This is a genomic window from Tumebacillus avium (genome assembly GCF_002162355.1).
GTDB lineage: Bacteria > Bacillota > Bacilli > Tumebacillales > Tumebacillaceae > Tumebacillus_A > Tumebacillus_A avium.
Genome location: NZ_CP021434.1, coordinates 547,915 through 560,894, shown reverse-complemented (window position 1 = coordinate 560,894; position 12,980 = coordinate 547,915). Strand labels below are relative to the sequence as shown.

Sequence of the window (12,980 nt, the reverse complement as noted above, 5' to 3'; positions counted from 1 at the left end):
CGTCAGCCAAGCTGTGACGCCAGCGCGTCGAGCATCTTGCTCCACGCTTCCTTGGTGCGGTCCGCGTAGTCGGCCCACTCCGGTGACAGTTCGTGGGTCAGCGTCAATTCGCAGCCCGACTCCAGCGGGAGGATCTCGATCCGCACGCGGGAGCTGTCGATCGGGTCGGGCGCCACCGACCACGTGAAGGCGAGGCGGCGGGGACGGTCGAGTTCGAGATACTGCCCGATGTGGTCAATCTCCGCACCGCCCCGGCGCACCACGAAGGAAAACGTGCCGCCGACGCGGGCGTCCGTTTCGATGCGCAGCACTTCTTCCTCTCGCAGCGCCGGGCCAAACATCCAGTTGCCGATAAGATCGGGAGTCAGCCACGCGTCAAAAATCTGCTCGGGCGACACAGCAAAACGACGCGTCACGCGCACCTGCACATCCTCGCCACGCGTGTGGCGGGGGTGGTCCGACATTAGTGCTGGCCCTCGGTGTAGATCTGGAACGGGATGCCGAACTTGTCGGTTACGATGCCGTAGAGCGGGCTGAAGAAAGTCTCTTGCAGCGGCATGCTAACTTGGCCGCCGTCTGCCAGCGCGTTAAAGAAACGTTCTGCGGTTTCTTTGCTGTCGGTGGTCAGGCAGATCGTCACTTGCGAGCCGATCGCGTGCGGCTGGCCCGGGAAGGTGTCGGAGAACATAATTTCCGACTCGCCGACTTTGATCGTCGCATGCATGATGCGGTCTTTCATTTCAGCCGGCGTCGGGTGCTCCGGATCTTCCGGCGAGTCGCCAAACGCCTGGGAGAAGAGCAGTTCTGCATCCAGTGCCTTTTGGTAATATTCGATTGCTTCCTTCGCAGTACCGTCGAGCACGAGGTACGGAATCAATTTCGTAGCCAGTTCAAACATCTCCTCTATTAAAATTTCACTTTTCCATTATACCCGAAATTTGCCAGAGTAAAAGTCGAACAGAGCCAACTGCCTATAAAGTTTGTATTAATTACCCAAAAAAGATAGAATTGGATGATGAAAGAACATTTGTAAACATCAGTGTAAAAATTGGAGGGAGTCTGAACGTGTTTTGTAATCATTGTGGTGGCGAAATTGCAGAAAGTGGACGATTTTGCCCCCATTGCGGTCAAGAAGTTAGCAAATCAAATGTAAAACCGCCGCTTGTTGAAACAAAACCTGCAACTGCCAACGTACAAAAACAACGTAAATTATGGTGGATGCCAGTAACGGCGACATTGGTAGCAGTTCTTGCTGTAGGCGGCACTTTTATTTATGAGAAAAAGGTGGACGCATCTGTTACAGCATATCTTAAACAGGGCGAAGCGCTTGCGATGGAGGGGAAGTTTCACGAGGCAATTCCTGTCTTTGAAAAAGGATTGTCATTGCGTTCCGAGCATAGGACACTCCATGCAGATCTAGAATGGGCGAAGCAAGGCCAGAAGATTGTTGATCAATTAGAAGCAGCAAATGAGCAATTGAAACAAAAGCAGTATGGGAAAGCACAATCGTTGATTGAGCAGGCCACTAAGGACGCCGGAGCCTTACATGCACCATTGGGTGAGGTGATCCAGAAAAGAGTAACTCACCAAAAAAATACGGTGACCATTGCGCAAGTCAAACACGAGATGGCAAACAAAAAAACGATTGAAGAAGTTGCTCCGCTGCTCTCCAAACTTCAATCTATTGATGATCCCTCAGCTAAAGAAGCCACGGTAGAAGTTCAAACAAAACTTGTGGAAGTCGCACTCGCTAAAGCGAGTGATTATTTAAAAGACAAACAATTCTCTTCCGCACTCTCGACAGTTGATCAGGCTTTATCCTACGATGCAACGAACAGCAAACTGCTCGCATACAAAAAAGACGTTACCAAACAGCAAGAGGAATTTGAGCAGCAACAGCAATCACGACTTGAACAAGCGATGCTTGCTGCGGCGAAAGAAGATGAGAAAAACCGAACCAATGCAGTAGAAGTCTTGAGTTCCAACGGTTCTTTATCTGAGTGGGGCGGCTATTCGATTACGGGTGAAGTCAAAAACATTGCGACACGGATGATCTCAATGGTGGAAGTTTTCTATTCCGTTTATGACGCATCGGGCCAAGAAATTGATCAAGGCAGCACCTATGTATACCCTTTTTATTTAGAGCCAGGAGAAATTGGAATCTTCGATAGCACAGTGTATGGCAATGAAGACGGAAAATCATTCAAAATTACTAATGTTACTTGGTACATTGAGTAAGGAGAGTTTAGAAGAAATGAATAATTCTCAGACATCTTCTTCAAGAAAATGGTGGGCGATCCTGCTCAGTTGTTTGATTATGGCAATTGGTGGCGTCGGCTCATGGTACGTGCATGCTTTTTATAGTCAGCAGACAGTCGTTGCTGTGTCCCGATTAGGAGAAGTTGACCAATCAGGAACTACACAACAATCGCAGGATAAGGATCTTAAGTCTGTAATTTTTGAGAATCAAAAACTTGTTGTGCTGCTGCAAGTAAAATCGGATTACGGCGAATCACTGGGTTCAGGGTTTCTCTATAATGACCAAGGCGATATTATCACCAACGCTCACGTAGTAGAAGGGGCTGAGGATGTCACGGTCAAAATGGCTGACTCCACGATTTATAAAGGGAAAGTCATTGGGATCAGTCAAGATATTGATGTGGCCTTGGTCAGAGTGCCAGACTTGGCGGGGAAAGATCCAATGGTACTTGAACGAAAGGCAAAAAGTGAGATCGGTGACGATGTGATCGCATTTGGAAGTCCGTTGGGTTTAGAGAACACCGTTACAACAGGCATCATTTCCGGGATCGACAGAGATCTCGAGATTGAACCGTACACCTACAAAGGGGTTTACCAGATATCGGCTCCTATCGCCCCAGGCAATAGCGGCGGACCACTGGTCAACAAAAAGTCCGGGGCGGTGGTAGGAATCAATTCTGCCGGAACCAATCAAGGCAGCATTGGTTTTAGCATTCCGATCCTAGATGTGCTGCCCTTAGTAGAAAATTGGTCAAAAAATCCTGCGAAGACAGTTGCAACTGTATCTCATTCGGAATCTGAAACATTAGCATCGGAACTGATCAGTGATGACAACACTTTCCGAGAAACTGCTCAATATCTTGTGGGGTATTTTTACGATAGCCTTAACTCGCAAGATTTTGTTGGTGCATATGCGTTGTTAGGAAGTGACTGGCAGGAAGACATGGCTTACGATACTTTCCGAAATGGTTATATCTATACATCTTGGGTGGAAGTGAGCGACATGACTTCATCGATGAGCGGCGATGACCAAGTGCGGGTGACAGCGATTATCAAAGCAGAAGAGCGAACGGAAAGCGGCGATACAAGGTTCAGTCAGTACCAAGTTATTTATCATATCGGATTTGAAAATAACCAACTGAAGATGTTGAGTGGCAGTGCAGAGAAAATCTAGAGAAAAAGGATAGAGCAGGCAGAGAAGGTCTCTGACGCTCTATCCTTTTTTGGTGATCTTGAATTGATCGTAGTCGAGTCCTTCGGACATGCGGACTTGACGATGGCGAAGGTCTTGGTCGGTTCGGTATGCGTGAACATGTAGTCGACCATCGCTTGCACTGCCTATGTCATATACCTTTGCTGCTGTCTTCTTTGTGTTCAATCGTCAAGAGATCGATGATTTCCGGTTACCCACTTAGTACCGATGGATTTTGGTCAAAGAAATGAGCGCTGGGCAGGGTTTGAAAGGGCGCATGTCGTAACAGTCTGTAGCATGTATCGATCGTTACGTAGAAAGCAGGTGGAACTGTGGACATCTATGTGCCGGAGAAGTTTGAGACCAATCGGCTGTTGATTCGCGCGCCGAAGGATGCGGACGCGCAGCCGCTGTTCGATGCGATCTGTGAGAGCTACGAGCATCTGAAACCGTGGATGCCGTGGGCGCAGCAGAAGCCGATTTTGGCGGAGACGCAGGCGAACATTCGCAAGGCGCGGCAGCAGTTTTTCGACCGGGAGGACTTGCGCCTGCACCTGTTTGACAAAGCAACGGGCGAGCTGGTCGGCTGCAGCGGGCTGCATCGGCTGGACTGGAAACTGCGCAAGTTTGAGATCGGGTACTGGATTCGCGCCTCCCGTGCCGGACAAGGGCTGATGACCGAAGCGGTGGCCGGCATCACGGAGTTTGCCGTCAAGAAGCTGGATGCCAATCGCATCGAGATACGCACGCATCCGGAGAACGTCCGCAGCATCAAAATCGCCGAGCGCCTCGGCTTCACGCTCGAAGGAGTGCTGCGCAAAGACCGTTTCGACATGCAAGGCGTCTTGCGCGACACGATGGTGTTTGCGAAAGTGCGCGGCGTGGAGTTTTGACGACAAAAGGTTGCCTGTTCGCAGGCAACCTTTTCGCTGTGAATTTCTATAGGAAAGGAAGAGTGCGTTGTGTTCCGGTTTGGATTGTCCGGGTGGAAGCATCATGCGGCGGTGATCGGCGGGGAGAAGCTGAGCGAGTACTCGGTGCATTTTCCGATCGTGGAATCGGAGAGTTCGTTTTACGCCGTACAGCCGAAGCGCAATTATGAAAAATGGGTCCGGGAGACGCCGCCCGATTTTGGTTTTGTGATCAAGGCGTATCAGGGGATGACGGGGCATCTGCGCGGGAACAACCCGTTTGATAATGCTGCTGCGATGTTTGACGCATTTTTAGGCTCGCTGGTTCCGGTGATCGAAGCGGATCGGCTGAAAATGGTGCTGTTCCAGTACCCGCCGTGGTTCGAATGCAACCGGCGGAATGTGGATGCTCTGCGCTATACGAAGGAAAAAATGGGCGAACTGCCGGTGGCGCTGGAGTTTCGGCACCAGAGCTGGTTCCTGCCCGGGATGCGTGACAAGACGCTGCAGTTTATGGAACGGGAAGGGTGGATTCACTCGATCTGCGATGAACCGCAGGCTGGCAGCGGCTCGGTGCCGACGGTGCTGCAGGCCACGCATCCTGACCTGACGCTGGTGCGCTTTCACGGGCGGAATGTGAGCGGATGGTCGGGGCAGGGCAAGGAGGACGAATCGTGGCGCGACGTGCGGTATCTGTATCGGTACAACACGGAGGAGCTGCTGGAGTGGAAGGAACGTCTGCTGGAACTGCAGAAGTCGACGAAGGAGATCTGCGTGATTTTTAACAACAACTCGGGCAAGGACGCCGCTCCAAACGCCAAGGAACTGATGCGGATGCTTGGCGTGGAGTATCGCGGGGAAGCGCCGGGGCAGATCAATTTGTTTGAGTGATAGATTTATGGCAGGCGATACATTTCCTCTCTGGTAATCGTTTGCTAAATTTAGTACAATTTTACCAGCGATAAATGTGAGAGAGGGAAGAGAATGAAGCGATTGTTTATGTCGTTTTTGTCGCTCATGATGGCGGTGACGATCGCCGTGCCGTCACTGGGTACGCCAGTGGAGGCAGCGAAAGCAACAGAGATCTCCGTGGTGATCGACGGGGTGAAACAATACTATGACCCGGCTCCGGTCGTGGTCAACGGCCGCACGCTGGTGCCGATGCGGGCGATTTTTGAAAAGCTCGGCATGATCATCGAATGGGATGAGAAGACGAGCACTGTGCGCGGGTATACGATGAGCGATGATCTGAAGCTGACGATCAACTCGAAATGGGCGTTTCTCAATGATCAGGCGATCGCGCTGGATGTGCCTGCTCAACTGGTCAAAGGGCGAACGATGGTGCCGGTGCGCTTTGTCGGCGAAGCGCTGGGAGCGCAAGTGGCGTGGAACGAAGCTACTGCCACGGTGACGATCAAAAGCGCACACGAGATCAACGAAGGCGGCTATATGCGCGACCTGATGCAGACGGACGATTTTTGGAACAAGTATGAGGTTCTGGAGTTGAATCTGCGCGAGGCGTTCGCGATGTACAGCGATTGGCATGTGTATGGTTCGACGCCTGGCGCGCCCAAATATGCGTCGCCAAGCGTGATCCGGCAGCAGCTCTTGGCGAAGTTTCAGGAAGTGGAAGCCGAATACAACTATATGAAAGCGCTGGAAGCGTATGATCGGGACTTGCAATTTCTGCTGGAGCGCTATGACCAGGTCATCAACGTCTTCTTATATGCGGTCGGGAATGACAGCAACGAAACGAACAGCCTGTTCTCAGAAGCGTATGGCGAACTGTCCGACCTGATGATGGCGATGTATCAGAAACGGTACCCCTCAAACGATGGTACCGGCTATGGCTGCGACTCTCCGTTCTGCTGGTATTACGGAACGTTGTAACGATGGGGAAATCCTGGCGGCAATCTATTCATTTCAGCTTCACAAGAAGGGGGCAATCATGTTGAATTTTATCTTAGAAACGGTCAAAGCAGAGCAAAAAGAAGCCCTGCTCAACATCGCGGAGTTTTATATCTATCATTTCTCCACGCTGAAAGACATCGACCTCAATGAGCAAGGGCGCTGGGAGTTCAAACCGGTGCTGAACTACGTCGATGCGGAAGCGGAAGGGCGTTACGCCTATTTCGTCCGCGTCGAAGGCAAACTGGCCGGCTTCGTGCTGGTCAGCAAGGACGGGGACGAAGGAGAAGCCGGGATCGATGAGTTTTTCATCATGGCGAAATACCGCCGCAACGGGCTTGGGCAGGCGGTTGCCCGCCAATTGTTCGACATGTTCCCCGGCCGTTGGTTTGTCTATGAATACTTCAAAAACGAATCGGCGATCTCTTTCTGGCGCCGCGTGATCGGCGAATACACCAACGGCAACTACGTGGAAACGCCGGTCGATGAGCCGAACGGGTACGTCGGCTTCATCCAGCGCTTCACCGCGGAAGGGAAGGCGTGAATGGAAATCGTACGCGCCATCGGGGCGGATTTTGAGTTTGTCATAGAGCATGGAGCCCAGTCGCTGCAGGAAGGCACCCGGGGCACTTTTCAAGCGGTCGGCAATGAAGCGCGGGTGCAGGAGCTCTTGGACCCGCTTTGGGAGCGCGGCGCTTATCCGCTCGTCGCTAAAGCGGGGGAGCAGGTGCTGGGCTGGATCACGGTCGGCGCGGCCAAAGACCCTTTTTCCGGGGAAGAGGTAGGTTTTCTCTACGAGCTCTACGTGCTGCCGGAGCATCGCGGGAAAGGGCTTGGGAAACAGATGATGGAGCGCGGAATCAGCGAGCTGCGCGAACAGGGCCACACCGAGATCCGCCTGAACGTATTCGCCGGCAACCCGGCTCAAAAGCTGTACGAGTCGCTAGGCTTCCAAGTCCGCAACTTGCAGATGGAATTAAAATAGCTTCTCTCGAAAAGAGAGAAGTTTTTTTCTTGCCAAAAGTTGTACAAAACATATACAATTAGCAAGGGAAGGAGGTCTCGGAATGTTTAATTGGTGGAGTAAGCATACAAAACCTATACAACCTATCCAACCTGAAGAAGAATCCCCTTTGCAAGGAACCTTGGAAGCGGTCGCGCAGATCACGCGCCACGTGGAGACGGCGGTCACTGCGATCGAGATGGCAGGCGAGGAGATCTCCACACAGGCGCAGGTCAACGCCCAAGGGGCGGAGGAGATCTCCGTTCAGATGCAAGATGCGGTCGAAGAGGTCGACCGCGCAGCCGAGCAGTCGCAAGTGGTTCGCGAGCAGCTCGGCACGGTGCAGTCGTCCGTCACTCGCCGTGAAGAGCAGGCGCAAGGCATCGTCCGCCGGATCGAGGAAGGCACAGAGCGCATCCAAGAGCTGATGGAAGAGATGCAGAAGATCGACGTGCTCGCCCGCGAGTCGGAGCGTGGTGTCCTGGCCTTTCGCGAGCAATTGCAGAACATTCATACTTTCTCGGCGACGATCCAAGACATCGCCAACCAGACCCAGCTGCTCTCGCTGAACGCCACGATCGAAGCGGCGCACGCCGGCGAGGCCGGACGGACGTTTGGCGTCGTGGCACAGTCGGTGCGCGACCTGTCGATGCAGGCGCAGGAGAGCGTCAAGCAGACGGCACTCTTGCTGGGCCAGATCCTCGACGGTTCGCAGAAGCTGATGCGCCAGTTTTCCGAGCAGCGCCGCGAGATTGAGAAAAGCGCCGAGTCCTCGGCGGTGATCGCCGAGATCATCCAAGGCATCGCCGACAGCGCCCGCGACTTGATGGCGGAAGACCGTCAGATCCACAAGTCGGCCGATGAAGTGGAACAGGAGTACGACCGCCTGCTGGCCAGTGTGCAAAAGCTGAGAGACTTGTCACAGGGGATCGAAGGGCAAGTCCAGAACAGCCGCTATACATCGGAGATGCAGCTGATGTCGATCATGGAGTTGGAGAGCTCGCTCGACGTGCTGCGCGATGTGTCCGAAACATTGGAGCAGCGTTTGACCGAAGTCGGGATCGACCCGAAAAACGCGCAATGGGTTCGTCCGTTTCAGGCATTTTGATCGCAAAAGGGTTCATATAACATAGAAACGAGCAATGGGGGAGATCGAATGAAAGAGTTGTCGCTGTTCGAAGAGCTGTTCCAATCGGTAGAGGGCAATACGGAGAAGTTGAGCGGAATGTTGTCGCGTGCGGCGCTGGACGTGCCGTCGCTGAAATATGAAACGCGGGTGCCGCAGTTGGAGTACATGTGCCTGATCATGGAGAACATGGTGCTGACGAAAAAGCCGCGCGCCCGCATCTATGCCGGGTTTCAAAAATTGTCCCGGGCCGTCGATCCGGTGCTGGAGCGCTTTTTCCAAATGGCGGAGTTCTGTGAAGGGGTCACGATCTTCGGGGAAAATGACAAAGCGATGCCTAAACATGACGGCGTCGAGTACATCTCGCTGCCGCCGCGTCACAAGCTGACCCGCGAATGGTTCCTCGTCGTGCAGGCGCCGACGATGAAGCAGATGATGGTTGCCTATGACATGGACGGGTTCGGCAAATTGGAAGTGGAAGAAGAGCGCAATTTCAAAGGCGTCAAAAGCATCCACCCCGCCGTCGTCGACCGTGCGGCCGCACTGCTCGAAGAGCTGGCCCAAAGCCGGCTGACGGTGTAAGGGCGGATGACGATGCCAAACCGCACCTTTTCCCCGGCGCTGAAACCAACCGCTCCGCCCGTCCTCTTCCGGCAGGGAGGCGTCTGGCTGGTCGCGCTTGGCGCAGCGCTGTGGGGCATGGATTCGCTGTTGCGCGTACCGCTGATGGGCGCGTTTACGTCGACGGAGATCGTGCTGCTGGAGCATCTGCTCCTGCTCGTGTTCGCCGTGCCTGCCGTCTGGATCGGCCGCCGTCAGTTCCAAGGCTTGTCCCTGCGCCACCTCGGCGCGATCCTCTTCATCTCGTGGGGCGGCTCGGGACTGGCTACCGTCCTGTTTACGATGGGCTTTCAGTACGGGCATCCCAGCGTCGTGCTGCTCCTGCAGAAATTGCAGCCCTTGTTTGTTCTGCTCGCTGCCAGATGGCTGTTGCAGGAGCATCTGCCCAAAGGCTTTGGCCTGCACCTGCTGGTCGCGCTGGGCGGCACCTACCTGCTGACGTTTGGCCTGCAGGCTCCGTTTCTCGGCGTCTCGGGCGGTCAGGTGACCGGGTCGCTTTTGTCGATTGGGGCTGCTATTTTGTGGGGCGGTTCGACGGTGATGGGGCGCTACCTGCTGACCCGCGCCAAGATGAGTTTCGAAACGCTGACCGGGGCGCGCTTTCTGTTCGCTGTGCCGCTGTTGTTTGGCATGGCTGCCATGTCGGGCAGCAGTTTCTCGAACATGTGGAGCGGGGCGCTGCACCCGGAGTATCTGAGCGTGTTCCTGCTGCTCGCTTTGCTGCCGGGCCTGCTCAGCCTCTTGCTCTACTATCGCGGGCTGTCGACAACTCCGGCTTCTGCTGCGACGCTGGCTGAGCTGTCCTTTCCGGCGATGGGCGTGCTGCTGAACTGGGTCTTCCTCGACAAAGGGATCACCGTGACGCAAGCGGTCGGGTTTGCCTTGATCTGGTGGGTGGTGTTCCGGTTAAGCATGCGTCGGTAACGCGATGCGAAACAGGGTCCCGACCCCTTCGGTGCTCTCTGCGTCCAACGTGCCGCTGTGGTTGATGATGATGCGTTTGCAGACGGCAAGCCCCAGTCCGGTTCCTGTTGCTTTCGTCGTGAAAAACGGGTCGAACAGCTTGCGCAGCGTCTGTTCGCTCATGCCTTTGCCGTTGTCGCGTATCTCGATCACAGCTAGATTGTCCTCATAGGCAAGTCGAATCGCGATCACGCCTTTACCGGTATTCCGGCTCTCGGCAATCGCTTCCATGGCGTTTTTGATGATGTTCAGGAACACTTGCTTGAGCTGCTTGGGGTCGGCGGAGATCAGCCTGTCGACGTCCGGCGTGACCAGTTCCAGCTCACAGCCTTTGAGCAGCGCTTCGCTCTGGCAGAGCAGATGCACGTCTTCGAGCAGGCTTTTCAGCGTCACGTCATGGCGCATCGGCTCGGACGGGCGCGAAGAGTCGAGGAACTCGGCGATGATCTGGTTGGCGCGGTCGATTTCGGTCAGGACCACTTCGGTGTAGTCCGCTTTGCCGAGCTCGACCAGATGCGGATGCAAGAGCTGCACGAAGCCGCGGATGATCGTCAGGGGATTGCGGATCTCATGTGCGATCCCCGCGGCCATTTTGCCCAGCACGGCGAGCTTGTCGTTTTCCACAACCGATTCTTCCATGCGAATCAGCGTGTTCTCCAGCTCCTCTTTTTTCGCCAGCAACGAAAAATCGGTCTCGGCCAGACGCTTGCGCAAATTGATCATCATCCCCATCAACTGATTGATGCGCGGGTCCTTTGCCAGACAGACGATATGGCCTTGGCTCTGTTCATTCCAGGCCACATGCAGATCGAACGGCTCGGGCAGCGAGCCGGTGCGGGTGTGCAGAGGCAGTTCCAGCTTGATTTTGCCTGCGGAGGGGTGGAGGAAGCGCAGCGCTTTGTTGTAACTTTCGGCATCGATCAGTTCCAGAAACGAAGGCGCGTTTGGAAAAATCGCTTGGGCTTCCGGCGAGCTGGCGAGAATGGTGAGGTCCTTGGCGATCAGGAAAAAGGGGACGGGCATATGTGCACTATCGACCACGTGAACTCACTCCGCTATGCTCTGCAAGATGCTGTTCCGTCAGCCAGGTGTGGATGTGAGGCAGATCGCCAAGCAGCACGGTCTGCTCGCCGCAGTAAGGTGCCAGATCGAATTTGGAGACAAGTCGGCCGCCGACGTCCCAACCCAATTCTTCAAACAGACAGCCGACGATGCGTTGTCCAATGTCGTGGAGCTCATCTTCCACGCAGAGGAACATCGCTTTTTTGTTGTGTTTTATGGCCGGTTGGTTCGTACACTCACCGACGCTGTCGCGGCCTGCTTGTGCATGCTGCTCGATCAACGCCCAAGCTCCTTGGGGGTCTCCGTCTAAGAACAAACGGGCCATTGTTTGTGCGTCATGGCTCAAATCGGCTCACCTCTAGTCCTGTAAAGTTTGCAAAGTTTGAATCGCCTGGCTCAGCAGCGAGCGGTAGGCAGCTTCCACTTTTTCGGTATACTGAGAGTCTATAGCTTTATCAATACGGCTGAAGGAATCGATGATCAGGGAAGTCTGCATCCCCCGTGACGTGAGGATGTTGTTCAGCCATGTTTTTGGTGATTTGGTGGACGATCATTTCGTTGATGAGGTCGAGCTGGGGCAGATTGGAGCGCATTGTGATATTCTCCCGGATTGTTTAGAATTACCTATTATCTTATCATATTAAGCTGGAGGCGAGACGATGTTTAAAACAAAAGGACTAAACCATCTCACCCTCTTTGTGGAAGATTACGCACGCTCACTGGCTTTTTACACCGGGATTTTGCGGATGAATGTCGTGCATGACGGGGGCCATTACGCCTATTTGGAGAGCGGTTCGACGTGGATCTGCCTCTCCGGAGCTGAGATCGGGCAGCCGCGCCCGCCGCGCTTAGAGCAGCTGCATCTGGCGCTGACGGTGGACGATGCTGATTTTGAAGCGGCCGTGCAGCACTTGCGCGACCATCACGTGGAGATCGTGCGCGGGCCGATCACGCGCGGGGTCGGCAAATCGGTCAACTTCCTCGACCCGGACGGGATCGAATGGGAGTTCCATACTTCCAATCTGGCGAAGCGCATGCAGGTGATCGCTGAGATGGAGCGGTCGAACTCATGAGAGCTTTCGACCGTTACGCCTTTGCCGATTACAGCGGCAGTTCGTCGCTCCGCCTGCAGAAAAAGCATATCGTGCTCTCAGTATGGGGAGCGGAGCCGGAGCATTTTACCCGCGAAGAGCTGTATCAGCGCGTCTGCAGACTGCTGGAGCAGGTGACAGCAGCGGGGGAGCGCGTGGTGCTGGGCTTTGATCATTCCTATAGTTTTCCACAGGGCTTTTTTGAAAAGGTGACGAGGTCGTCTCCGACTCGTTGGGAGGAGGTGACCTCCCTGCTCGACGGAGCGGAAGCGGACGGGCGGGGCTGGGCGGCGCGGATGAACGAGCTGTTTCGGGAGCGGTACGGCATCGAAACAGGCGGGCCGTTCTGGGGGCCAAACTTCAAGCTGCAAGGCAAACGGCCGCCATTTCCCTATGCCGAACTTGGGATGAGCGAGCGGCGTCTGGTCGAAGAGCGGTGCCGCAAGATGAAGCCGATCTATCAGATCGGCGGGGCCGGTTCGGTCGGGCTGCAGGCGATCTATGGCATCGCCTATCTGGCGCGGCTGCGCCGCTTTTGCCGGGAGCGGGGCATCCCGCTGTTCGCCTGGCCGTTTGACGGCTGGGAACTGCCGACCGAGGGGCATGTGCTGGTCGAAGTGTACCCGACCTTGTTCAATCGCGGTGTGCGCAGCGATGAGGAAGATGCGAAAGCCTGCACCGACTGGCTGCAACAGCGGGATGGGGACGGCACGCTGGAGCGCTTTTTCCAGCCGCAGTTGACCCAGGCGGAGCGGATGCGGGCGCAGCTTGAAGGCTGGGTGCTGGGCATTGTGGGGGAGGGCATATATTGACCGTCCATGTCAACTAGCCGCAAGTAGTATCT

Annotated in this window: 17 protein-coding genes; 12 read left to right on the top strand and 5 right to left on the bottom strand. The window is 54.8% G+C overall.

Going from position 1 to position 12,980, the window contains the following annotated elements:
* Positions 1–2: 2 nt before the first annotated feature.
* On the bottom strand, positions 3–464 hold the full coding sequence (locus CBW65_RS02840; RefSeq protein ID WP_087455499.1) for an SRPBCC family protein: 462 nt from the start codon (positions 462–464) through the stop codon (positions 3–5).
* The gene (locus CBW65_RS02835) at positions 464–889 is read right to left on the bottom strand and encodes a VOC family protein (RefSeq protein WP_087459095.1); all 426 of its coding nucleotides are present in this window, start codon (positions 887–889) and stop codon (positions 464–466) included. The genes CBW65_RS02840 and CBW65_RS02835 overlap by 1 nt, the downstream gene beginning before the upstream one ends.
* A gap of 176 nt (positions 890–1,065) precedes the next feature.
* Here CBW65_RS02835 and CBW65_RS02830 point away from each other — a divergent pair, with 176 nt between their 5' ends.
* The 10 genes from CBW65_RS02830 to CBW65_RS02785 all read left to right on the top strand — a co-directional run bounded on the left by CBW65_RS02830 (position 1,066) and on the right by CBW65_RS02785 (position 9,944).
* Positions 1,066–2,238: an FxLYD domain-containing protein gene (locus tag CBW65_RS02830; protein WP_157721740.1), complete on the top strand. Its 1,173-nt coding sequence runs from the start codon at positions 1,066–1,068 to the stop codon at positions 2,236–2,238.
* A 16-nt stretch (positions 2,239–2,254) separates the two neighbouring features.
* Complete coding sequence (locus CBW65_RS02825; protein ID WP_087455497.1) at positions 2,255–3,433, top strand: S1C family serine protease; 1,179 nt, start codon at positions 2,255–2,257, stop codon at positions 3,431–3,433.
* Positions 3,434–3,783: 350 nt separating this feature from the next.
* Complete coding sequence (locus CBW65_RS02820; protein ID WP_087455496.1) at positions 3,784–4,344, top strand: GNAT family N-acetyltransferase; 561 nt, start codon at positions 3,784–3,786, stop codon at positions 4,342–4,344.
* Between the two features lie 69 nt (positions 4,345–4,413).
* A complete protein-coding gene (locus CBW65_RS02815) occupies positions 4,414–5,253 on the top strand; it encodes a DUF72 domain-containing protein (protein ID WP_087455495.1) in 840 nt (279 codons plus the stop codon).
* 93 nt (positions 5,254–5,346) lie between these two features.
* Positions 5,347–6,252, top strand: a complete 906-nt coding sequence (locus CBW65_RS02810; RefSeq protein WP_087455494.1) for a copper amine oxidase N-terminal domain-containing protein — start codon at positions 5,347–5,349, stop codon at positions 6,250–6,252.
* Positions 6,253–6,310: 58 nt separating this feature from the next.
* Positions 6,311–6,814: a GNAT family N-acetyltransferase gene (locus CBW65_RS02805; protein WP_157721739.1), complete on the top strand. Its 504-nt coding sequence runs from the start codon at positions 6,311–6,313 to the stop codon at positions 6,812–6,814.
* The gene (locus CBW65_RS02800; RefSeq protein WP_087455492.1) at positions 6,815–7,255 is read left to right on the top strand and encodes a GNAT family N-acetyltransferase; all 441 of its coding nucleotides are present in this window, start codon (positions 6,815–6,817) and stop codon (positions 7,253–7,255) included.
* Positions 7,256–7,403: 148 nt separating this feature from the next.
* The gene (locus tag CBW65_RS02795; protein ID WP_157721738.1) at positions 7,404–8,381 is read left to right on the top strand and encodes a methyl-accepting chemotaxis protein; all 978 of its coding nucleotides are present in this window, start codon (positions 7,404–7,406) and stop codon (positions 8,379–8,381) included.
* Positions 8,382–8,429: 48 nt separating this feature from the next.
* The gene (locus tag CBW65_RS02790; RefSeq protein ID WP_087455490.1) at positions 8,430–8,981 is read left to right on the top strand and encodes a DICT sensory domain-containing protein; all 552 of its coding nucleotides are present in this window, start codon (positions 8,430–8,432) and stop codon (positions 8,979–8,981) included.
* A 12-nt stretch (positions 8,982–8,993) separates the two neighbouring features.
* Positions 8,994–9,944 carry a DMT family transporter gene (locus CBW65_RS02785; RefSeq protein ID WP_087459094.1) on the top strand — a complete coding sequence of 317 codons (951 nt, stop codon included), beginning with the start codon at positions 8,994–8,996 and terminating at the stop codon, positions 9,942–9,944.
* On the opposite strand, the gene CBW65_RS02780 is transcribed toward CBW65_RS02785, so the two are convergent.
* The 3 genes from CBW65_RS02780 to CBW65_RS24035 all read right to left on the bottom strand — a co-directional run bounded on the left by CBW65_RS02780 (position 9,927) and on the right by CBW65_RS24035 (position 11,638).
* Complete coding sequence (locus tag CBW65_RS02780; protein ID WP_157721737.1) at positions 9,927–11,024, bottom strand: two-component system sensor histidine kinase NtrB; 1,098 nt, start codon at positions 11,022–11,024, stop codon at positions 9,927–9,929. The genes CBW65_RS02785 and CBW65_RS02780 overlap by 18 nt on opposite strands.
* Positions 11,014–11,325, bottom strand: coding sequence for a hypothetical protein (locus tag CBW65_RS02775; protein WP_087455488.1), 312 nt, complete (start codon positions 11,323–11,325; stop codon positions 11,014–11,016). Before CBW65_RS02775 ends, CBW65_RS02780 begins: the two co-directional genes overlap by 11 nt.
* Positions 11,326–11,500: 175 nt before the next feature.
* Entirely contained in the window at positions 11,501–11,638 is a 138-nt protein-coding gene (locus CBW65_RS24035; protein WP_157721736.1) for a hypothetical protein, read from the bottom strand.
* A 66-nt stretch (positions 11,639–11,704) separates the two neighbouring features.
* On the opposite strand from CBW65_RS24035, the gene CBW65_RS02770 reads away from it, so the two are divergent.
* Both CBW65_RS02770 and CBW65_RS02765 read left to right on the top strand, forming a co-directional pair.
* Positions 11,705–12,118: a VOC family protein gene (locus tag CBW65_RS02770; RefSeq protein ID WP_087455487.1), complete on the top strand. Its 414-nt coding sequence runs from the start codon at positions 11,705–11,707 to the stop codon at positions 12,116–12,118.
* Positions 12,115–12,948, top strand: a complete 834-nt coding sequence (locus CBW65_RS02765) for a hypothetical protein (protein ID WP_087455486.1) — start codon at positions 12,115–12,117, stop codon at positions 12,946–12,948. The genes CBW65_RS02770 and CBW65_RS02765 overlap by 4 nt, the downstream gene beginning before the upstream one ends.
* Positions 12,949–12,980 lie beyond the last annotated feature (32 nt).